Source organism: Solibacillus sp. R5-41 (assembly GCF_002736105.1).
In the GTDB taxonomy this organism is placed as follows: domain Bacteria; phylum Bacillota; class Bacilli; order Bacillales_A; family Planococcaceae; genus Solibacillus.
The window spans coordinates 1,857,105-1,877,967 of sequence record NZ_CP024123.1 but is presented as its reverse complement, the minus strand read 5'-3'; the positions used below and the strand labels follow the sequence as shown (position 1 = coordinate 1,877,967).

General features: G+C 33.6%; 24 protein-coding genes. 7 read left to right on the top strand and 17 right to left on the bottom strand.

The window, feature by feature from the left end:
• Positions 1-14: 14 nt before the first annotated feature.
• From CSE16_RS08965 to CSE16_RS08905, 13 genes are all read right to left on the bottom strand, one after another.
• Complete coding sequence (locus CSE16_RS08965) at positions 15-854, bottom strand: PP2C family protein-serine/threonine phosphatase (protein ID WP_099425795.1); 840 nt, start codon at positions 852-854, stop codon at positions 15-17.
• 7 nt (positions 855-861) lie between these two features.
• Positions 862-1,389, bottom strand: a complete 528-nt coding sequence (locus CSE16_RS08960) for an FHA domain-containing protein (protein ID WP_099423586.1) — start codon at positions 1,387-1,389, stop codon at positions 862-864.
• A gap of 39 nt (positions 1,390-1,428) precedes the next feature.
• Positions 1,429-2,007 carry an FHA domain-containing protein gene (locus tag CSE16_RS08955; protein WP_099423585.1) on the bottom strand — a complete coding sequence of 193 codons (579 nt, stop codon included), beginning with the start codon at positions 2,005-2,007 and terminating at the stop codon, positions 1,429-1,431.
• Positions 2,008-2,067: 60 nt separating this feature from the next.
• Positions 2,068-2,502, bottom strand: coding sequence for a DnaJ domain-containing protein (locus tag CSE16_RS22040; RefSeq protein ID WP_099423584.1), 435 nt, complete (start codon positions 2,500-2,502; stop codon positions 2,068-2,070).
• Positions 2,503-2,597: 95 nt separating this feature from the next.
• Positions 2,598-3,023: a membrane-associated protease 1 gene (locus CSE16_RS08945; RefSeq protein WP_099423583.1), complete on the bottom strand. Its 426-nt coding sequence runs from the start codon at positions 3,021-3,023 to the stop codon at positions 2,598-2,600.
• Between the two features lie 252 nt (positions 3,024-3,275).
• Positions 3,276-5,444, bottom strand: coding sequence for a transcriptional regulator (locus tag CSE16_RS08940; protein WP_099423582.1), 2,169 nt, complete (start codon positions 5,442-5,444; stop codon positions 3,276-3,278).
• Between the two features lie 557 nt (positions 5,445-6,001).
• Positions 6,002-6,901 (bottom strand): serine/threonine-protein kinase, encoded by a 900-nt coding sequence (locus CSE16_RS08935; protein WP_099423581.1) that lies wholly within the window; start codon positions 6,899-6,901, stop codon positions 6,002-6,004.
• A gap of 501 nt (positions 6,902-7,402) precedes the next feature.
• Positions 7,403-7,693, bottom strand: coding sequence for a hypothetical protein (locus CSE16_RS08930; RefSeq protein WP_099423580.1), 291 nt, complete (start codon positions 7,691-7,693; stop codon positions 7,403-7,405).
• 258 nt (positions 7,694-7,951) lie between these two features.
• Entirely contained in the window at positions 7,952-8,305 is a 354-nt protein-coding gene (locus CSE16_RS08925; RefSeq protein ID WP_099423579.1) for a hypothetical protein, read from the bottom strand.
• Positions 8,306-8,363: 58 nt separating this feature from the next.
• Positions 8,364-9,218 carry an alpha/beta fold hydrolase gene (locus CSE16_RS08920; RefSeq protein ID WP_099423578.1) on the bottom strand — a complete coding sequence of 285 codons (855 nt, stop codon included), beginning with the start codon at positions 9,216-9,218 and terminating at the stop codon, positions 8,364-8,366.
• A 25-nt stretch (positions 9,219-9,243) separates the two neighbouring features.
• Positions 9,244-9,768, bottom strand: coding sequence for a GNAT family N-acetyltransferase (locus tag CSE16_RS08915; protein ID WP_099425794.1), 525 nt, complete (start codon positions 9,766-9,768; stop codon positions 9,244-9,246).
• A 226-nt stretch (positions 9,769-9,994) separates the two neighbouring features.
• On the bottom strand, positions 9,995-11,428 hold the full coding sequence (hpaB, locus tag CSE16_RS08910; protein ID WP_099423577.1) for a 4-hydroxyphenylacetate 3-monooxygenase, oxygenase component: 1,434 nt from the start codon (positions 11,426-11,428) through the stop codon (positions 9,995-9,997).
• 224 nt (positions 11,429-11,652) lie between these two features.
• A complete protein-coding gene (locus CSE16_RS08905; RefSeq protein WP_099423576.1) occupies positions 11,653-12,279 on the bottom strand; it encodes a LysE family translocator in 627 nt (208 codons plus the stop codon).
• Positions 12,280-12,610: 331 nt separating this feature from the next.
• Between CSE16_RS08905 and CSE16_RS08900 the strand changes: the two genes are divergently transcribed.
• Positions 12,611-13,636: a serine hydrolase domain-containing protein gene (locus CSE16_RS08900; protein WP_099423575.1), complete on the top strand. Its 1,026-nt coding sequence runs from the start codon at positions 12,611-12,613 to the stop codon at positions 13,634-13,636.
• Between the two features lie 487 nt (positions 13,637-14,123).
• On the opposite strand, the gene CSE16_RS08895 is transcribed toward CSE16_RS08900, so the two are convergent.
• Entirely contained in the window at positions 14,124-14,672 is a 549-nt protein-coding gene (locus CSE16_RS08895) for a GNAT family N-acetyltransferase (protein WP_099423574.1), read from the bottom strand.
• 379 nt (positions 14,673-15,051) lie between these two features.
• Here CSE16_RS08895 and CSE16_RS08890 point away from each other — a divergent pair, with 379 nt between their 5' ends.
• Positions 15,052-15,594, top strand: coding sequence for a GNAT family N-acetyltransferase (locus CSE16_RS08890; protein WP_099423573.1), 543 nt, complete (start codon positions 15,052-15,054; stop codon positions 15,592-15,594).
• A 261-nt stretch (positions 15,595-15,855) separates the two neighbouring features.
• Here CSE16_RS08890 and CSE16_RS08885 read toward each other — a convergent pair whose 3' ends face one another.
• Positions 15,856-16,566, bottom strand: coding sequence for an NAD(P)/FAD-dependent oxidoreductase (locus CSE16_RS08885; protein ID WP_099423572.1), 711 nt, complete (start codon positions 16,564-16,566; stop codon positions 15,856-15,858).
• A 401-nt stretch (positions 16,567-16,967) separates the two neighbouring features.
• Between CSE16_RS08885 and CSE16_RS08880 the strand changes: the two genes are divergently transcribed.
• Positions 16,968-17,414 (top strand): GyrI-like domain-containing protein, encoded by a 447-nt coding sequence (locus CSE16_RS08880; RefSeq protein WP_099423571.1) that lies wholly within the window; start codon positions 16,968-16,970, stop codon positions 17,412-17,414.
• Positions 17,415-17,883: 469 nt separating this feature from the next.
• On the opposite strand, the gene CSE16_RS08875 is transcribed toward CSE16_RS08880, so the two are convergent.
• Positions 17,884-18,114, bottom strand: a complete 231-nt coding sequence (locus tag CSE16_RS08875) for a hypothetical protein (protein WP_099423570.1) — start codon at positions 18,112-18,114, stop codon at positions 17,884-17,886.
• Between the two features lie 273 nt (positions 18,115-18,387).
• Complete coding sequence (locus CSE16_RS08870; RefSeq protein ID WP_099423569.1) at positions 18,388-18,609, bottom strand: hypothetical protein; 222 nt, start codon at positions 18,607-18,609, stop codon at positions 18,388-18,390.
• 216 nt (positions 18,610-18,825) lie between these two features.
• Between CSE16_RS08870 and CSE16_RS08865 the strand changes: the two genes are divergently transcribed.
• From CSE16_RS08865 to CSE16_RS08850, 4 genes are all read left to right on the top strand, one after another.
• Positions 18,826-19,002, top strand: coding sequence for an asparagine synthase (locus CSE16_RS08865; protein ID WP_099423108.1), 177 nt, complete (start codon positions 18,826-18,828; stop codon positions 19,000-19,002).
• 327 nt (positions 19,003-19,329) lie between these two features.
• On the top strand, positions 19,330-19,566 hold the full coding sequence (locus CSE16_RS08860) for a DUF2651 family protein (protein ID WP_099423568.1): 237 nt from the start codon (positions 19,330-19,332) through the stop codon (positions 19,564-19,566).
• Positions 19,567-20,040: 474 nt separating this feature from the next.
• Positions 20,041-20,238 carry a hypothetical protein gene (locus tag CSE16_RS08855; RefSeq protein WP_099423567.1) on the top strand — a complete coding sequence of 66 codons (198 nt, stop codon included), beginning with the start codon at positions 20,041-20,043 and terminating at the stop codon, positions 20,236-20,238.
• 313 nt (positions 20,239-20,551) lie between these two features.
• Positions 20,552-20,737, top strand: coding sequence for a hypothetical protein (locus tag CSE16_RS08850; RefSeq protein ID WP_099423566.1), 186 nt, complete (start codon positions 20,552-20,554; stop codon positions 20,735-20,737).
• The last annotated feature ends 126 nt before the right edge of the window (positions 20,738-20,863 follow it).

Here is a 20,863-nt window from a genome sequence, read left to right as displayed (position 1 = left end):
TCGAATCAGTTTAGTTACCATTTCTTCTCTAAAATCACGATGGTTGCATTGTCTTGATTTTTCAAACGCTTTTGTTCTACAGCTTTAATAATATTTTGAGCAATATTATACGGTTGAGAATGCTGAGTAAATATCATTTCCATTTCAACTTCAGTCAAACTGTCAGAAACACCATCGCTAAATAAACAAACTTTATCTCCTTTTTTTAATTGGATTGGTTTATTGCCTATATCTAAATTTTTAAAACCTTCATATCCTAAATAATTGACTAACCTTTTTTTCAATGGATTTTCTTGTACTTCTAACTTTGTTATTTCTCCTGAAACATATTTTTCTTTTAGTACAGATTCGAAAATATGTTTTTGATTGACTGCGATAAACTCACCATTCCTAAATATAGAGAGGATACTATCCCCTGCAGCTCCCCAATGTAAATAACCTTGTTCATCAATAACTGCGGCAACTAGTGTAGTTCCACCATTGGAGCCGTTAAGATTTTGAACAATTGTATTATTACTTAGTACTGCTGTTTTTTTAAAGAAAGACTCCATATTTTCAAGCTTATTTAGTTTCAAAAATTCTTGAATAAATGTAGTCACAGCAACTGTACTTGCCATTCTGCCATTCGCTAAACCACTTATTCCATCTGCTAACACAGCAATTGTTCCATTGTTTGATTCGACTGATGAAAAATAATCATCTTGTTCCTCTCGTCTCCCAATCGTTTGACCATTCCCTATTTCTATTTTTCGAATTTCTACTTTATTCGAAACGATATTTCTAATAATTAATAAAATTACGATTACAATGATACACACAAATACAATTAAGTATGGCACAAGCTTTAGCTCCATTTCCTTATCATTCCTCGCTTTGATTGTTTTCCCATTCAAAATGAACACCACATAAAGGAATAAAGAGGAACATACTGCTTCCCAACTGTATAACATCGTATGCTGCCAGTTCTGTAGGTGTATAAACAGCTTCATTATTAAGATAAGCTAAGCCCGATGCATCTCCCGGCAGTAAAAAGAAATTCCTTTTTTTAGGATCGTAAACAATAACAGCATGATTTCTTGCTGAAATGGTGTTGTCCCCGATAATTCGAATATGCATTTCCTCTGCTCTTCCAATAAAATTCTTTTCGGATAAAATTCTGTAGTCCCGTCCCATCTGTGGCCCTTCTATACAAACTAACCAGCCTGTTACAGGATTAACCCCATCTATCTCTCCAAGATATGGCATTGTTTTATCATCTTCTTCGACACCTACAAATGATTGTTTATTGAACTTAGACTCTTGCTCTACCATTACATTACAATAAGGGCATACGTTCCTATGCCTTCTTGAACTAAACATATGACCATTTGTACATCTAATCAAACTCATTATCTATATCCCCCATTATTGTTACGATTTTAGATTTACTTATTTCACCAATATCCGAGTATTTGCAATGTAAATTGTATCTCCATTATTTATGCGATAAGGACTTTCATGTCTTAATCTATTTTTAATTCGTTTATCTGCTTTTTTTATACCAACTCCATTAACAGAATCAATATCTTCTAAGTACCAGGCTTCTGAGACACAATTTAAAACCGCATGCTCATTACTAATTAGGGATTCATACTCTGTACCACTCAAGTTTATATCTACCTCTTGATTAGTTGTACTTTTACCAATAAGTAATGATGTTTTGCCTTGTATGTCCCATTCTCTTGCAATTTCGCCGTCTTGACTGAGAAGCACTAGCTTCTTAATACCTGGTCCTATTCCTCCATTTATATTATCTTTAACTATAATTTTCAGTATCCCATAAACGATTACTACTATACTAAACAGTGATCCAACCATAATTTTCAAAAGAGTGTCTTGTTTCAAAACAAATACAATCATAAATAGAATAATTATTACAATTATGGCGTCTATGATTATTATAGCTATTTGTATATCTCTACTTCTCTCATGTATTTGTGTGTCAATAGAGTTATTTGTTCCAGACATCAGCTCGGCTCCTTTCTTATTTCTGTATGTATACTGAATAACACTTTATTAGATAAACTCTTATTTTTTAAAAAAACGCTCAAATAAATCTGTTGTATCGATTGGATTTTTCTTTTTTGGTTGATTATTTAAAGTAGACATTTCTTTTGTTTTTGGATTAAAACCAAAAAAATGTTCAAAGTTTTTTTCGATATTATTCATGTTAAATTCTTGCTTTTTTACAGTAGATTGTTCCCTGCTATTTCCGTTAGTTCTTTCATCTAAGTTAGACTTACTTTGTGCAGCTTTTTCAAGTCGGGTATCATAATCTTTTCTAGAAATAGCATCTTTCAAAACTTTATAGGCTTCTTGACCTTCCAAAAAAATCCTTTCTGATTCCTTACTTCCTCCATTAACATCTGGATGATGCTTTTTAGACAATTTTCTATATGCAGCTTTTATTTGATCTTGAGTTGCATTCTTACTAATTCCCAGAGTTTCATAGTAATTTTTCATTATTTTTCATTCCCATTAAATAAGATTATTCAAAATAATCTAAGGAACTATATAGTCCCTTAGATTATTTGATGTGCAAATATCAAAGCATAGTTTTAGACTGCGTAGCCGCCTTCAATTTTCGCTAAGTCAGTCTTATCTTTCTTCTGTTTAATAAAAATGAAGAACTCTCCGATGCCCTCAGTGTCTCCAAATTTTTCTGAATAATCGACCACAAACGCATTTGGAAAACTAATTTTTCTGACAACTTGGTCGGCTGCAATGACTTCTAATGTTACTTTACGATAACAGTCAGCCTTTTCAGCAGGTACTAAAGACCATAATCCCAACTTCATCGTATCATCTGAATTATCGCCATCTGTTGCAGTAAGGATTTTTCCTTTCACTTTTAAAGTTGCTCCAACATCTGTAGATCGAGCATTAGAGTCATTCGGAGTATCTGTTTCATACTCAACTGTCATAATACTTTCTAAACCTAATTCAATTGCTTCAGAACCTTCTATTTTTAAAACAAAGCCCATTTCTATTTCCTCCTAATTTTATGTTTTTGAATCATCCCCAAATTCCCTTTGATAAAGTTAGATTTCCCATTTTGATGCCTTGATTTCTCAATAATTTATTTGATGAGAAGTAGCAAAATTGAGAAATACGTAATTTCTACCATTTTAAATTTAGAAATAAATCCATATTTATGTTAAAAGATTTATTTGGTAATAAATCTTAAACACACATCCAATAATGTGATTAATTAATATAATTACAGGTGGGAATCTCTAGGCCTTAACAGCACTTGTTCCTTTTGTAATCATGACTTCAAGGTTCTTCACATTTCCATTAAACACTAAGTCTATTTGGCATAGACTTGTCTTTTCATCAATAATGTAGCCGATATCGTCTCCATCTTGAATCACAGAATTTACATATCCCTTATCATTCAACCACTTACTTTTTTGGCTACTCGGGTTATTACTGAAGAATCGAACAATATTTTCATGTTTAAAATCACCTGATTGAAATCTAAGAATTCTCTCAATATATGTGCTCACTTGAGTTTTGTAGATTGAATCGAATCCATCTTCCTCCATCGCTAAGCTTCTCGCTTTATACACTGTTATACGCTTAATGTCTTTATCTTGCAGCTGTGCATTTTCTGAAGAAAAAACAAAACCGAAACTTTTATTGTTAATTGCATCTTTAATGTTATTCGTAAACCCAGAAATCTCTTTTGCCATTGTTGTCACGGCTCTAAGTGAGTTATCTCCCGCTTCAATATCAAAACGTACTCCTGGATAAGTCTTCTTCACATTGCGGAATGATTCTTTTAAATACTCAGGGCATTGATAAGCAGAAACAATTCCTGCTGCTACATAACTAGCTCCGACATATACGCCTTCAATCCATAATTTTAAAATATCCTCTTTTTCTTTAGAAAGTCTTGCCCCATTTTCGGTTGTTTGCATTCTAGTGTCAATGATAACTCCAGACTTGTCTTTCGGAATAATAGTAAAATTAGGGAGACATGGAATTGCAAATTCACTGTATTCCTTTCTTAATAGAGGAGTACACTTATCAATAAGACGATCTATACCTGCTGTTGCTATACCGTTAAAAGTTGTTTCTTCTTCCGCCATGAAGTTAAAGAATACTTGGATTTTAAACTCTTTTATGGCATCCAGTAGCAGAGACAAAGATTCCATTGTATTGCCTTCTTGTTTTGAAACTTTTTCATTACCTTTAAAACGAGATCTAGTTACTTTTAAATTACCGGATGCTTCTAATTCAAGTGCCGGAACAATGCCATACCAAACAGTGTCTGTAAAATCATTTTTGGAGTTTACAGTATTTAGGTACGTACTCAGTCTCAGCAAGTTATTACTTTTAACAAGCATGTCCAATTTTGTATTCGTTACAAGCAGAGAAGGCTGCATCCCTCTATTTTTGGTAGCATACTGATCAAAATACATTTTTACTCCCAATAGTTTTTCAACCAAAGGTTTTACTGTCTTTACAAATTCATCTTTTGCATCTTTATAGAATTCTAAGTATGTATTGTAATTCTGAACCTCTGTTTCGACGTCAAAGTCCGCTATCACTGTTGGTAATGGAGAGAAAGTTCTAATTACTAAATCTTTCACATATGAAGATGGAGATTCTGTAATAGATTCATAATCTTCTTCAAAGACCGTACTTAAACCATAATTACTATTTTCTTCAATAACCATTAGTTCAGAATTATTATTTTGTGGTGCTTCGATGATCTTTAATTCGCCCGTTTCACCGATAGTAAGTGTCCCTATTTGTAACTTTTCAGAATCATCTTCTTGCTGATTAGCACCTAGTAGAAGCCTCGTTTTTATATCTTCAATAGCTAATGGTAGCATCGCCATGACGTTATTATAGTTTCTGCTTGCTACTTCAAACATTAAATTTAGCTTATCTCCTGTATCCAGCTTTTTAGGATCTCCTTCTTCTAACTTGTCATATTCCCCATATAAATAGTGGATTTCTTTTCGTACTTGTCGAATATCATCCATCACTTTTTTAGGTGAAATCATATCTAAAAGATTTTCAAATTTAAAGTCTACATTAGCAATACCTTGACTTCTTTTCGTATCAATTAATGTGAATAACATGTTTAAAAAATCATTATTTTGATCTATAGCAATTTCTGAAATGCAATCCTCTTGAATTCCTTCTGGTTTCTTTAGTGTATACATCACTTTTTGATTCGTTGCATTGTAGAATGAATAGACTGTTGGAGAAAACTTATCTAAAAATTCGTCGAAGCTTTTCACAAGAAGATATTGATTAATTTCTTTTATCTTCTCATCACTAAGACTGTCAATTCCTTTTACATCCCCAACAAGCGTAATTAAATCCAGCTTTTCAGGATTAATTTCCTCAAAGAGCATTGTTCTGTTTGTTTGATTGATAATCTCCATTTAATCGGCTGTAAAATCCTACAGCCATCCCTCCTTTAATAACTAATTTAGATTAAAAATAATTTTTATAAAACATAATCATTCGTAATAACGTTTTTAGCTACAAATCCAATATTAACTAAAACCATTTTAAGACTATAAAGTAATTAAATGGTATTAATAGGTACAGAAACTCTTTATATTCCCACGCTCGACAAATGTCGCCGTACTAATACATCGACTTTCAAACAATATTCAGAGAGGTTTAGGCAATATTTGATTCTAGACTAATAACAATCTGTACACATGTAACTATACAACACACAATATAATTGTCAATATTTACAATAGAATATATTCCCATTTAAAACAATTTAATCTATAATTAGTGCAAAATAACCATTCTAATTATATTTACGAATTATGTGCAAATAGTTGTATAAACATTGATTTTACAACGTTAAACAGCTCACGGATTAATGTTTAGTCATCCGTAAGCTGTTAAATTTTTTAGCCATTAAATTGTAAAATGATTACAATGATTTGTTTTTTTAAAATAAAGTATTATAATCATCAAGCTAATACTTTATTTTATTGATTATATTTTCCGACAATATAGTCATTACTAGAAACTTTAGCGAAAAACATCTTTTTTTCGCATGTACGTCTAGACTCCACATGATTGTCTTAGACATTACTGAACTCACTTTTTTATTATATTCCCTTATATCTTTTAGGCTATCCTCAATTACTCTTTGTGGTGCATCCATTGGTACAACATCTGTGAGCGAATAATACAATGTTGCAGCTATACTATAGATATCTGTATATACCCCCTGCTGAGTTTTGTCGGAATATTGCTCAAGTGGAGAAAATCCGGCGGTCGTAAATACATTATGATTCGTGGATGTTTTGTAATATATTGCGGAACCAAAGTCAAGTAACTGTGGTCTTCCCTTTTTATCTATCATTATATTGCTTGGTTTAATATCTCGATGAAGTATGCCTTTTTTATGTAGATAGTACAATGCATCAATTAAAGGGAGAAATATACTTTTATTCAACTCATTTCTATTATCTAATTGATATTTTTTTACATATTGATTTAAAGGTATACCCTCGAAGTATTTCGTGATAATGTAAAAAGAACCATTTTCTTGAAAATCATCTACATACTTAACAATATTTTTATGAACTATTTGCTGTAAAATTAGAGCCTCTTGCAGAAAATTCCCCTTAAGTTCTTCAAATTTTCGCTTTGTAGAAGGGAGACGGTTAATCACTGTTATATTATCTAAATCACGTAAAGCAATTTCACTTGGATAGAACTCTTTTATAATAAGTTCCTTTCCTGTATATGTATTTTCCCCTTTATAGACAATTGACAGCTTACTAGAAGAAATAATCTTATTTATTTTATATGTATTTTTTAGAACAAAGTTTATTGGTAAACTTATTTCGGACTGAATAATATTCATTTGCGTTCTCTACTTTCTTTTTTATCAATATATTGTGCATCTATCTTTTCAGGCTGACAATCCCCTTGGAATATATGAGTTCTTTATTTTGGGACTATCACTGTCCAAACAAAGTATAATTATTTTTCCATTTTTGAACTTTGGCCATAGTTCAATCTTGTTTTCTTTGGTCAAGTAAACATGTATTCCGCATTGTATTCCTTATCCGCTTCCAATGGTTTCACAAGATACGTTTTCGCTGATGCCCCCCATGCATCGGTCGATTGTCTATCTACCACAGTAATATCAAAATCCAATTTTGACTCAATTTGCTGAACTTACTTGTATCTTAACCGACTGCCATGTAAATAATCCGCCCACCCCCTAGAAGTACCATTCCTATGCCAATAAACTTACTCCTCTTTGAAGAATCTCTTCTAATTTCCAGCATTCCCCCGTCCTTTGTTCCAAACTCAATCCAACTTTATAGTAGTCTCTTATTGATGAAATGCCCTCATTTTTTCAATAATTAATCATAATAAAAACCCCGGAAAGGAAATAAACTACTGGAAAAATAATAAAAATCCAATTTAATCCCTGCAAAATCCGTACCAAAGCACTGGATTTCTTTTCAGTAAATTTTTTAATGTATATTAAGGAGATTAAACCAAATATAGGTGTTGAAAGCTCCCAACCTCCTCCATAATGGGGTTCAGAGGCATCTATTATATTTTCAATCAGAAATGAAAGGAAAATAGTATTCAAAACTAATAAAATCAATGGAATCAATAAGTTAAACTTTCTTGAAATCATATCCACAATCCTTTCTTATTGCTATTAACTGGCTAATTACATTACTAATAATTTTGCTTTTAGTAAAGTGCATTTCTATTGAATGTGTGACATTTTCCCACAAATGTTCTCCAATAAAATTTCATGTACAAGTACTTTTACCTAATGTTACATAGTATTACGTCTGCTTAATTTTAGATAAAATAACCAGGAACGAACCTGCCATTTACACACTCCTATCAGCACATTTTCAAGGATTTCACTATGCTGTGTGTGTTCCTAAGACTTGATCATATAATCAGGGTCAATTATATATGGCACATCTGTCAAATGAACTACCATCACATGGATACCAGTATTTTCGAAAACCTCGATAGGTTCCTTATAGCTCTTGCCAATACTATTAGTCGCATTTCGTACAAGAGTAACAACAGGGGGGATGAACAATTCTAAGAAAATATTTTGCTGTTTTTTATATAGAATAACGAAAACGACAGATAAAGTTAATCCAATCATTATCTGCAAAAGAAACACAAAACTATTTGTATTATCAGAAAAGTAAACTATAAAACCTACTACATACAATAATAAGGGCAATAGCAAGAGACCGATAAACCTCAATTTCTGATTCACGATTAAACCTCTTTCAACTAGTACAAAGCCGGTCAGCAAAATGGACTAAATCTGCTTCTCACCCGGTCGTTTCTTCAATAAAGATAGCATCAACAAAGCTTTCAAACTCCTGCTCTTCTTCTATAAATGGATAATGATTACTTTGCTCAAATGTTGTCAAAGTTGCATGAGGAATTAAGTTAGCCGCCTCCACAGCAAAGTCATGCGGACATTGTGCATCATATTTGCCTCCAAATATATATGATTTCACCATAGTATTCGGTAATTGTGGACGCAAATCGAAATGAGGTAATTCTACATAAGAAAAGTAATCTAATCGCTTCGATACCGTCTTGCCGCTGCTTGGACGGCTGATCATATTGTCAAAGCTTTCTTCTTTATATAGCGACATTAACGACCATTCTTTATTTCCAGCCTGTCTTTGCTCTAATTTCGAATTTGGATTGCCGAGCATTTCAATAATTTCGAGAATTCGCTTGTTGTTGGGATTTTCTTTACAATAAATACTTGCTGGATGGCGCATATAATCCGATGATGCACAAAGGCCACCCGCCACGATGTATTGTAAGCTTTGAGGTGCATGTATCGCATACGTTAGCGCTAACATGCCCCCTGTCGAATTTCCTGCAAATCCCCAATTTTCGAAGCCTAACTTCTGCCGAATCGCTTCTAAGTCTGCCACGCTATCTTGCATACTAAAATTGTATATAGATGTGTCATTTGTCGAATGCCCACAGCCGCGCAAATTGACTAAATACACTGTGCAATAATCCGCAAACATACTTGCAAAACGACTTCCTCTTTCGTTAAACTCGCTATATAAATGCGTCACACAAATCGGCTGTCCTTGTCCCGTTTTAAATATTTCAAACGTCCCACGCGCTGTTTCAATTAGCTGTTGTTCCCATTGCATGAAAATTCCCCATTTCTATCGTTTGTTAACTTAGCTTTTCTATTGCGGCATCTATATCTTTCCAAACATAAACAGCTTCTTCAACCACCTTCCCACCAATGGTTAATTGGACTGACTTCACATACTCTGCACCATAATTTTCATAAAAGTAGCGCGTTTTATTATCGGCTAAAACGTCTACGTAAATGGTTTGAAACTGTCTCTCCTTGAAGGATTCCATCATTTCTTTCAATAGCTTTTTGCCAATCCCCTGCCCTTGATACTGTTCTAATAAATAAATCGTAGTTAGGTCACTTGCATTTGCTACTAAATTCGTCTCCCTTGTGGAACCATCTGCAAAACCGATAATCTCACCTTGTACATTTTCTGCAACCAATACGACATTCTTCTCAACGGCAATATTTTTTTTCCATAACACTTCCCGATTATCATACGAAAGGTTATCTAAAAAAAATTGCGGCAATATTCCTTTGTATGTAGTACGCCAGCTATCTACATGTACTTTTGCAATTCCTTGTGCGTCTTGCAGCGTTGCTTTTCGAATATTCATTGTAGTCACCTCGAATAATAATTCTTTCGTAAAAAGGCACTTCATTAATACCTTATTTTACCACCTACTCGATTTTGGGACTATCTAAATTTAACTCCACAGCAAACTATTCTTTATAATCAGCTTTAAATAGGAGTTGCAGTTTGATGGATAGCCACAAAAAAAGTTTGCAAAAATCATTACGATTTCACAAACTATTCCTTGTATTTATCATAAACAAAACTCGCTAGGACTTTCGTAAAAAATCTTCTATCCGCTTCACAAGGTGCTCTCTGTCATACGAATGATATAGGATACTCGATAAGCGCACTGGATCCCCGAAGAAAAAACGTTCATAAAGTGTTTGTCGTGTACCGAAGCTACTCATCGTTAAATCCCAAGCGAGTCTAAATTTTTTCACCCGCTCCTCTCCACCATCAAGAGCAGACTGTAAATACTGCTCTAAATCACCTGTATCTGCATGAAATGCCTTTTCAGTTGGGATTGACATTAAACCACTTGCACCAAGCAATTGAATTATTTCCGTAAAAGTCGGATAAACCTTAGGAAAAACTTGGATCGCTACTTGCAGTGTCGGATGATCTGGTCTCAAATAGCCGAAGCCATCTCGCTTTGCTTCTTCCTCTGACTTTAGCTGAAACGCCTTCATCGTTTCTAAAGCAACAATCACCTCGACTACTTTTTGCTGTACATGCTGATAATCGCCAATATGAATCGTATCGACAATCGATTGCACAACCCCTAACACAAATTCTGTCTTGGCAATTTGCCGCGACAATACTTGATGTAAGGTAAACGCTTGAAATCCACTTACATTCATAAACTGAGTAGCTACCGCAATATTTTCGTAGTAAAATACGCGATTCCAAGGTACAACAACGTTATCAAATACGACAATCGCATCCATTTCTTCAAATCGAGCACTTAATGGATGATCAAACGTGGACGCTCCTCCGACAAACGATTGTCTGCAAAGAAACTTCAACCCTGCTGTATTACTCGGAATCGAAAAGCAAAAGCTCTTTTCTTCATCATAGCCATTTGTCGATATCACTAGTAACTCATCGGTAATCCCACCTTGAGTAGCAAGTAACCTAGCCCCTTTAATGATTAAACCTTGACTCGTTTTATCGACGATTTTTGCTGCAATTGTTATTTCTTCATCTTCAAAATAGAACTTTTGTCGATTTACTTGTGGCTCGATAAAAGTATGGGTCATCGTCAGATCATGTTCACGTGCATATTCATAAAAATGAAGTAAATGCTCCGGAAAACAATTCGACTTTTCTTTCAAAAAATCCGCTGCTGATGCAAGTGCCATTAATGTCGTATTCATATAATCCGGGCTTCTTCCCATGAAACCTTGATGCGATAACGCCCATTCTCGTGCCGCATGTCTCCGCTTCACTAAATCTTCCTTCGTTATTGGCTGTAAAAACGACATCCCGACTTGTTCCCCACTTATTGGGGACAAATACTGCATCACGTCTTTTAACTCATTTCCATGTTGTAAATCATATAGCTTTGCCTGGCTTTGCATAACCCCTTTGAATGCTGGATGGTCCGAAACTTTCCCCGTCACAACCTCTCCGTCTATCGAAATATATGTCTTCAACGCATCTATACGTTCAATATACTGTTGCCCAGTCATTGCTGACATACACATACCCCCTAAACTTCACCGATTACTTTGTCGTCATTTAATATATGACCTTCCGGGATTATGCGTTCCAGCCTCATTTGTGCCGCATAATAGCCACAAGTAAAGATTTAGCAAGGCTATTCAAAGAATACTCACCGCCTTTATTCATTAGCATGAATGTTCGTTTGACCGCAAAAAAAACAGCAACGCTAACTTAACAACTACTAGCGTCACTGTCCGTGTCATCCATTTGATTTTTCCAATGCGAGCTTCATCCCAAAGCCAATTAATACACTACCTGTCAGCACTTCAATGACTGATTGAGTTACAGGACGTTTCATGAAATTGCGGATAATCCCCAGTAAAAATACATAGAAAATAAACCAAAGCAACGTCAACACCGTATAAATGATGCCCATCAATAAAAATGACCAAAACGGCTCACTGCCTGGTGCTAAAAATTGCGGTAAAAACGTAAGGAAAAATACCGCAACTTTCGGATTCGTCACATTCGTTATAAATCCTTGTTTAAAAAACGAACTGCCATTTGCAACTACGACTGTTTCTTCATCCACTTGATTTTTCTTTGTACGCATATTCATTAGCGTCCGAATCCCTAAATAGCAAAGATACGCTGCACCGACATATTTTATAACCGAAAATGCAACGGCTGATTGCACAATAATGGCCGACAAACCCGCAACCGCTGCAACTGTATGAATGACTAAGCCAATACACGAGCCGATTAACGTTTGCATACCCGCTGTTCGCCCGCCGACAACTGTATTTTTCGTCACAATCGCCGTATCTGGACCAGGCAAAATAATTAATAACACACATGTAATAATAAAAAGCGACATATTGACCATAATTATTCCCCCTTCAGTTAACTTCCCCTCTAAAATAATCTGATTTTTTAGATTATAATGGATGTTTTTTTTTAGCGCAATGGTCTTTATCTTTACTTTCAGAAAAATACGTATGGAATAAGGGAGTGCCCGTATCGATAACCTGTAGTAACAGTCCAGCTTCCTTGTTAGTCAAACACACTACCACAAAATAATATTTGTTAATAAATTACACCATAACGCAATATTGATTATTCTGTTGCATTTGGAAATGTGTTACACTTCATTTAAAAACTGATTATTTTGTTTTTAAAATAACCAAGCATATGAGTAAAAGTAGAGGAGTGATTCAATGAAAACCAATATTGAAGATCACATTACCGATGTTATGATTGAAAATGACTTTTCAGGAACAGTTCTTGTCAAAAATGCTAAAAAAACATTAACAAATAAAAGTAATGGTTACGCTAATCGTTCAGAGGATATAATAAACAGCTCCGATACAAGGTTTGGAATAGCGTCTGGTTGTAAATTATTTACAGCTATAGCAATTTGTCAACTTGTGGAGGATGGGCTTCTTTCCTTTGATACAAAGTTAAAAGATTGTCTTAATATTTCTTTTCCTTACTTTGATAAGGATATAACTATTCATCACCTATTGACACATACAGCTGGAATACCTGATTACTTTGATGAGGAAGTTATGGATGATTTTGAAGAGTTGTGGATTAAGAACCCGATGTATCTCATAAGAACTTTGGAAGATTTCTTACCATTATTTCAGAATCAATCAATGAAATTAAAAGTAGGCGAAAGATTTCATTATAATAATGCGGGATATATTTTACTTGGACTAATTATAGAACAGACAAGCCAAGTTAAATTCGCTGATTACATTCAGGAAAAAATATTCAAAAAATCCAGGATGGCTGACTCAGGCTATTTTGAATTCGATTCATTACCACAAAGGACAGCATTTGGGTATATTGATTTCCCTAATGGTACTTGGAAGACGAATATTTACTCATTGCCCGTAAAAGGTGGTTCAGATGGTGGAGCGTTCGTAACCGTGAATGATATGGCAAATTTATGGGATGCACTAATAAATAATCAATTATTAAGTGAAGAAAACACTCACCAGTTACTTACACCTTATATTAATACACGTGATGATGGGAATGGCTTTTATGGTTATGGCGTATGGATTGAGAAAAATGAGAATGAAATTTTGAAATATCACATAATGGGCTATGACCCTGGTGTTAGTTTCCATTCTGCGTTTTATCCTAATACATTAATTAAAACAGTAATTTGTTCGAACAAGTCGGACGGAGCATATGGCATTATGAAAGAAATCGAGAAAGATCTATTAAAGTAAACATCATTTAGCTTTGTGTAATAGTGTACTTAAGCAATCGGGTCGCTTTCGTGTAAAAACAAAAAGAAATCGCAATTTTATTTATTACATTCTCGATAATACAAAGAAGAACTTATGGGCACCTGTTTTGAGGTGTCCATTTTTTTAATCGTTTCGATAATAACTTCAATTGTATGAGATTCTAGAGGACTCACATATAATAGAAGACACCCTATCACAATTTCGAAAACCACGCATTATCATACGTTTATTAATACCTCTTGAACTGTCTATAGCAACCACCACAGAACGAGTCCCCCTTCCTTGCTCTAGCATTTTGCCATCCATACATCCACTCTTTTAATCTCAACGTCTACCATCTAGTACAACGAAAAGGAAGCCATTTTAGCTCTCATAAACACGGTTAATCGCTGAATCCTATAATATTAAGTTGCGTTTAAAACTTTTGAAATTTGCTCCTACTTTTTTCATAATGAATGTTATTGTATTAATTTTTGCCATTAATAATTCCGTAATAAACTAAATTCTCATATTTACCGTCTTTTATTATATGCTCTTTTAAAACCCCTTCTTTTTCCATACCAATCTTCTCCATAACTTTTCCTGACGCAGGGTTTGATGAGAAATATCTTGCAAACACTTTATGCATTTTCTTTTCTTCAAATGCAAATTGTAAAATTAATTGCGCTGCCTCTGTGGCATAGCCTTTTCCCCAATATGGCTCACCAATCCAATATGCTAGCTCTCCTTGGTTAAAACGTTTATTGTTCGATAACGCAATTGCTCCATATACTTCGTTCGTTTCCTTATCTGTTACCGCAAACTCGTAGGAATTATCCTGAATATAATTATCGTAATGATTTTCTATCCATGATAACGCATCATTTTGGCTATATGGATATGGTAAATATAATGTATTTTTATAAATATTATAGTTATTGCAAAGGGTCGTTACCTTTGCTGCATCAGATGTTTGAAATAATCTAAGGATGAGTCTTTCAGACGTAATGATGTTTTTTACACGATTATATGCCATTCAACCTTCCCCCTATTTCCAATTTGTACAATTCACTCTGAGTTTCGACGAATATTCAGAGTGTTCTAATTTTATAACTATACGTCTAATAATGCACTAATAAAAATAATGTTATATACATTAAGTTTTTTGCCACTTTCTTCATACTAATGCTTTTCTAAAGTGCGATACCTTTCATTATTTCGTTTATTAAATCATTCAAGTTTTCAGTATCACTGGTTAGAGGTGATTTTTCCACTATAATTTTAATTTTATTTCTCTCCTGAATGGAAGCAGTCAATCTCATTTGGTTGCAGTAACCACTCTCTAATTTATTATGCTATAATTCCTTAATTAAAGGATTTTTCACTCAATAAAGGATGGATAGGAGAAGAATTATATGAAAACAATTAAATTAATCAAGCATGATAATCAATTTGCATATGATATTCACCGCTTATCACAAGCCTTAGAAGTAAAAAATGCACTTGGGTTACCAAATCAGACGATTGAAGATACAAAAAATTTCAATCAAAATATGATAGATGAAGAAAAAGAAGGGAAAACTGTTTCACGTCTAATCTTAAATGAAGAAGGAAAATTAATTGGTATCACGACTTTAATGTTTATTGATCGTACAAAGAATAGTTGTCATATCGGTAGTTGGATTGGCTATGAATATTGGGGAGAAGGTTACAATTTACTTTCAAAAATAGCCATATTAAAAATAGCATTTTGCGAACTTCAATTAGATATCGTCTTTGCAGGTGCGAGAAATATAAATATACGTTCGCAAAAAGCCCAACAAAAATTACCCTTTATAAGATTGAACGTCGAAAATGATTTCCCACAAGAACATAAATTTCTAGAAAAAAAACAGAAGCAACCATGTGTCCTCCATGCTTTTCATAAAAATGATTTTATTCAGTTTATGACTGAATGATCCATTTTCAGCAATCAAAAAAATAACCATCCAACCTCAATCATAAGACTTGTGCGCATGAGGGGAAATTTTGTACAGATGAACACTTCTTTGAAATACTCCTGAAGAGGCTAAGAAATCGAATGATGGTTGAAGTTACGAGCGTGCAAAAGAGCCGACTACCCGAATAAAAATCAGTTAGTCGGCTGTTCCTCGTGAATATCGAAAAGGTACAAATTTGTTACATTTCGAGCTAATGATTAAGTGACATTATGGGTTTCTTCAATTAATCACCGTTTTCCCATCTTTTATAAGTGATGATGTACGTTTTGGTTGAACAATATGCGCATCTGGATGCACTTTGCCGGTCATGAGCTCTGCTAAAATTTTTGAACCGAGCATACTACAAACGGTTCCATTACCTCCATAGCCAAGCAAATAATAATGATTCTTTTTTGTTGGATGTTCCCCGATAAAAGGTAAACCATCGATTGAGTCGCCAAACGTTGCACAGTATGAAAATTCTATTTCAATCGGAAGGTCCGGGAAAAGCGCTTGTGCCTGTTTTTTCAATTGATCACAGCGCTTGATAATTAGCTTATCTGAATGAGGGACTTCCGCTTGTTCTTCATCAAGCCCACCTACGATGATTCGGTTATCTACCGTTGTGCGTAAATAGAGATACGGATTTTTTGTTTCCCAAATTAGGGCGTTTTCATGCCAAATAGGAGATTGAGCAATAGGCTTCGTGACGATGACATACGAGCGGTTAATGTTTGCGCCTACTCGTTTTCCAACTGGTGGCGTTTCGTAACCAGTCGTATATAAAACTTTATCCGCTTGGAAATCACCTTTAGACGTAGCAATAAGCAATCGCCCATTTCCATCGCTAACCCCCGTAACATCCGTATATTCTACTAGATGAACACCCATCGATTCGACCAACTGCCAAATGCCGTTAACGAATTTGTAGGGTTTCTCATATTTCTTCATGTGATTGATTACTAATTGTCCTATTAATAAGGCGCACCTTTGCCTCAAAACCTACTGAATGAAAGGTATATTTAGCAAGTTAAAAAACAACAGGCAATTTCGTTACATATTTTATTTTGTTCAAAAAAAATGATTGTATGTACGTTTAAAGCGTGCATGCATTTTTAATAAAGCTACCTTCTTTAAGATAATAATCTTTGTCTGAGTACGTCGTCACGCGAAAAACAAACCCAGATGAATATATTTTCAAATTGGGTATTATTGCGATAATAGGAAGAAATATAAGGGTCTAAAGTCTATAAAGTGGGTAAATTTTTTTGAAGCATTATTGTGAAGGAGTTCAATTAGTTAAAAGAGAATTGGAATATAAGTGATTATAAAAGTCTTTGGAGGGGATAATGATGGATTGTAAAAAGGTTAAAAAAGTTTTTAAAGTTATAGGCATAAAAGGAGTTGGAGCTTTTGTTAATTTTGGTACTGAAGTTCCTAAACTTGCCAAGCAATTTCTAACTCGTTTAGATAAAATTGAAAATCATTCGGGTATTGAAATAGCTCTTTTCGAACCTAAAAGAGATGCTAACCACTTGGAAGGTCACTATTATGTAGGAGTAATTGTTAATGAGTCTATAAAAGAAGTTCCAGTTGGGATGGATTATATCGAAATTTCTCAAACCTATATTACGACTAGGGGGAAAATAAATAATATTGATAACTTACATGACCAATTATTAAAATGGGCAGATGATCAGGGTTATAAAAGGGATTTAGAATCTCATATTGTTGAGACCTATCATCCAATAGAAAATAGCGAAGAAGAAGTAGAGATTTATTTACCCGTCCATCTTTAAATAAAAATCCAGTTGCTTTACACCTAGCTGTATACTTATAGGGTGCTTTAGTTGAATAAGGCGTTGATATAATCTCTATTTTTATGATGGCACTTTATACCCGGTACAAATAATTAATGATGCCCATTGAGGAGTCGATTTTGTCCCATGTGTAAGTAAGAGTATTACTTTTCTTAAAGTAAAAATAATACTCTTTTTATATTTTTTGTAGTATTAATTTCATAAACTCATTCATAAAAAAACCTTTTTAAAATAGCATTTATTTTGTTCAACGACACTTAGTACCATAAAGAGGATCCACCTCTTAATGTATTGATATTATGAAAATCGGATAATTTAAATGTTTATAAATTTATACTATTTTTCCCCCTTCTTTAGACTTAAATAAGATGATACGAGAAAAATCAAATAAAAAAGACCGGGCAAAATTAATGAGTACCTGGGCTTTTTCGTTTTATATGAGAGATAGTTAAACGGTTTTAGAAAACTGCTTTGCAACTGCCTGTACTTCTTCTATTTTTTCAGGCTTTAATATATTTATCATCTTAGGGATAAACTGTTCAATATCAGCTTTTGTGAAAGTTCCTTCATCTTGTTTCTTAAAGTTTTCAGCAAGTATTTCTTTTGCTTCATCTTCCTTGCCCTCTTGAACTCTTTGTAAAATAAAATTTAAAAACATTTCTTGTCCTTGCTTATCCATTCCGTGTTACCTCCTGAAAAAACTAATCATAAACCATTTTGATATCATTAAATCTTATTATACCAAAACGTATTTTGTCAAACAAAATTACCCACTTTTTATGACCAAGAATGAAATGGGCTTGCCCTTATTTATTGAATGTACGATTAATAACAGCAGCTTGAAAACTTAATTGTTCAGTTTTGTTATAATTAAGCGTCACCTAAATTAAAGCAAGAGGAGTCGTAGCTTTTGTCACTGCGGCTTTTTGCTTTTGAAATTTATTAAAAACTTTTATTGCATTAATTTTTCCATAACAGCCCAAACTTTATTGAATGTTGTACAATTTTTATAACAATTAAGTGTTAATGCTTGTTCTTTTTGAGTACCTCGTCTCACTAAACGAAATCCCCTTTTTTCAAGGTCAGCGATAGCCATATCCAATTCTTTGTCACTCTTCCGTTGTATTGGTGGTAATCTAAATACACCATTGTGATCTGATAAACGCTTGTACATCCATTCATCCCCCTTTAAATATAATTAGCTTAGCGTGAGCAATGTGGATGTATTTTATTCTAATTATCCCTTGAAGTTAGCATTCAATTATCATGGTGAAATTTACATATAAATGGACATTTTAAACAATATCTTTCGCAAGTATAGCATCATGCTTATTAGCAAATAGTAATAATGGTGTGATAACACCAAATAACTTCGACGGAGGGATTTTTTATGAACAACATTCGTGAAGGTTTAATCCCAACTATTCTAGGTTCTGCTGTTACTGTGGCTGGAATTGCACTAAAGCAAAAAAGCAATTCTAATAACATGATTGCACACACTGTATTCGGGTTCGGTTTAGCGCACATCGTGTTGGGTGCAATTGACCTTGTAGAACATCGTCGTTAGTAATCGGAGAGCACAATTTGTGCTCTTCTTTTGTTTCCAATTGCTTAACATTTTTGGCATAATGTGAAGTAATCAAATCAATCCACAATGTAAAACATTTTTCAATTGTGTTATCCTTTTATAGGTTATTAGTCTAAGTATTGGGAGTTAGACAACCTCTGTAATTGATTCCTGTTCCACTATCAACGCTTACAGGCTCATTAAATGCTTCTAAGAGGTTGCTACTGTCAATCTTCTTTGTTACATATTCACACCACTAACCATTAATTCCCTGTGTTACAATTTCAATATATAAAAAAAATTTCAAGTTAGTTTTAGGAGGGGAGTATGGAATTTCTAATTGTATTTTTAATTTTACCTATTATAGTTCATACTGTTTCATCAATAAGTTATATGTTTTTTAAAAAATGGTTCATCGCACCATTAATAGTATTTAGCGTATTAACAATACTAACGTTTACAACATTTGGTGAAACATTCTTCTTTTGGGTGATTATTTTTACGATTTTCTCGATTATCACTAGTATTATGACCACTAAAAAAAGTGAAAGGACTTGTGCGTAAAATTACATGCAAGCCCTTTTTTTAGCTTCTTCAATCGACTTTAGAACAATCCATGTGACCAATCATCCACTTTAACTCGATTCCTCTCAATGCTGTTTTGTAGCTCTCGCTTTGAGTTGCTTCTTCTCATTATCAAGATTCTTCCCATTCCACTTCCAATTTACAGTTTCCTTAACGGTCATATAATGTAATCGCAACCGCTATCGTGTGTATCGCCTGCGGTAACGGTCAATCTCCTTTGTTACACATTTCCCATTTCTCTCCCATAAAAAAACCACTATGTTATACTTGCTATTGTGAATTGAATTTGAAATTAAAGCATTTGGAGAAGTTGAAGCACTTTTTAAAACATTATTCGACAAAGCAGAGAAGGATTATATAAATCCTGAACATGTGTTGGTAAAATAAAAATACATGTAAAAAAAGAAAGTTGTAAAATTTACGTATTTAGGATAAAGGAGATAAATATTAATTATGTGGGAAACTTTATTAGGTATCTTGATTGCATTTGCAATACCCCTGTTTTTTTTCTTAATAGCGTATTTTAGTTTTTATTACTTATACAAAAAAACAATTAAGCCAAAAGTATTTAAGAATAATGAGTTAGAAAACGAAATAAATATATTAAAACAACGTGTAAAGTTACTTGAAGAGAAATTAAGAGAATTATAAAATACAGATATATTTTCTAAAATATTATTTCCGATACAATAACTTATTCTTACATCGTCATCAAGATAGGACTTGTATGTACGATTTAATCTCTTCACACGCAAGTCTTTTTGTTATGCCCTCACAGGCTCTACACTTGCTCTAAACACTTTTATTAGAGCATTAACTGACTTTCCAAATGCTTACACTTCTCCATACCTATATTTAGGAATATCTTACACTATATCAAACAACTGATTATTCAGTTATTCAACTAAAAGACAAGTTTCTTCAATAAGCAGAAATGGAGATTTATTATTCAAGGGGGTTGACTATGGTAAAAATACTAAAGAAAAATATACAATCTTCGCTTATTTTTTTCATAATATGTATTATATCTCAATGGTTATTTCTTGATGGCATTAAATTAGGACAGATTATAGGAATTTCAATTTTATATTTCTTTATTGGTATATTTGTCGATTGGGCAAATATACCATACGAGTGGAATAAAAAATAGGCCATGCATTTATGATTGAACTTGATATATGCAAGTCCCTTTCTTCTACTGTCTCAAGCATGGCTCTCATGAAGTCCCCTTTGAGCGCTGTTAGAACAGGCATCAACAATTTATGCTTCCATAAAA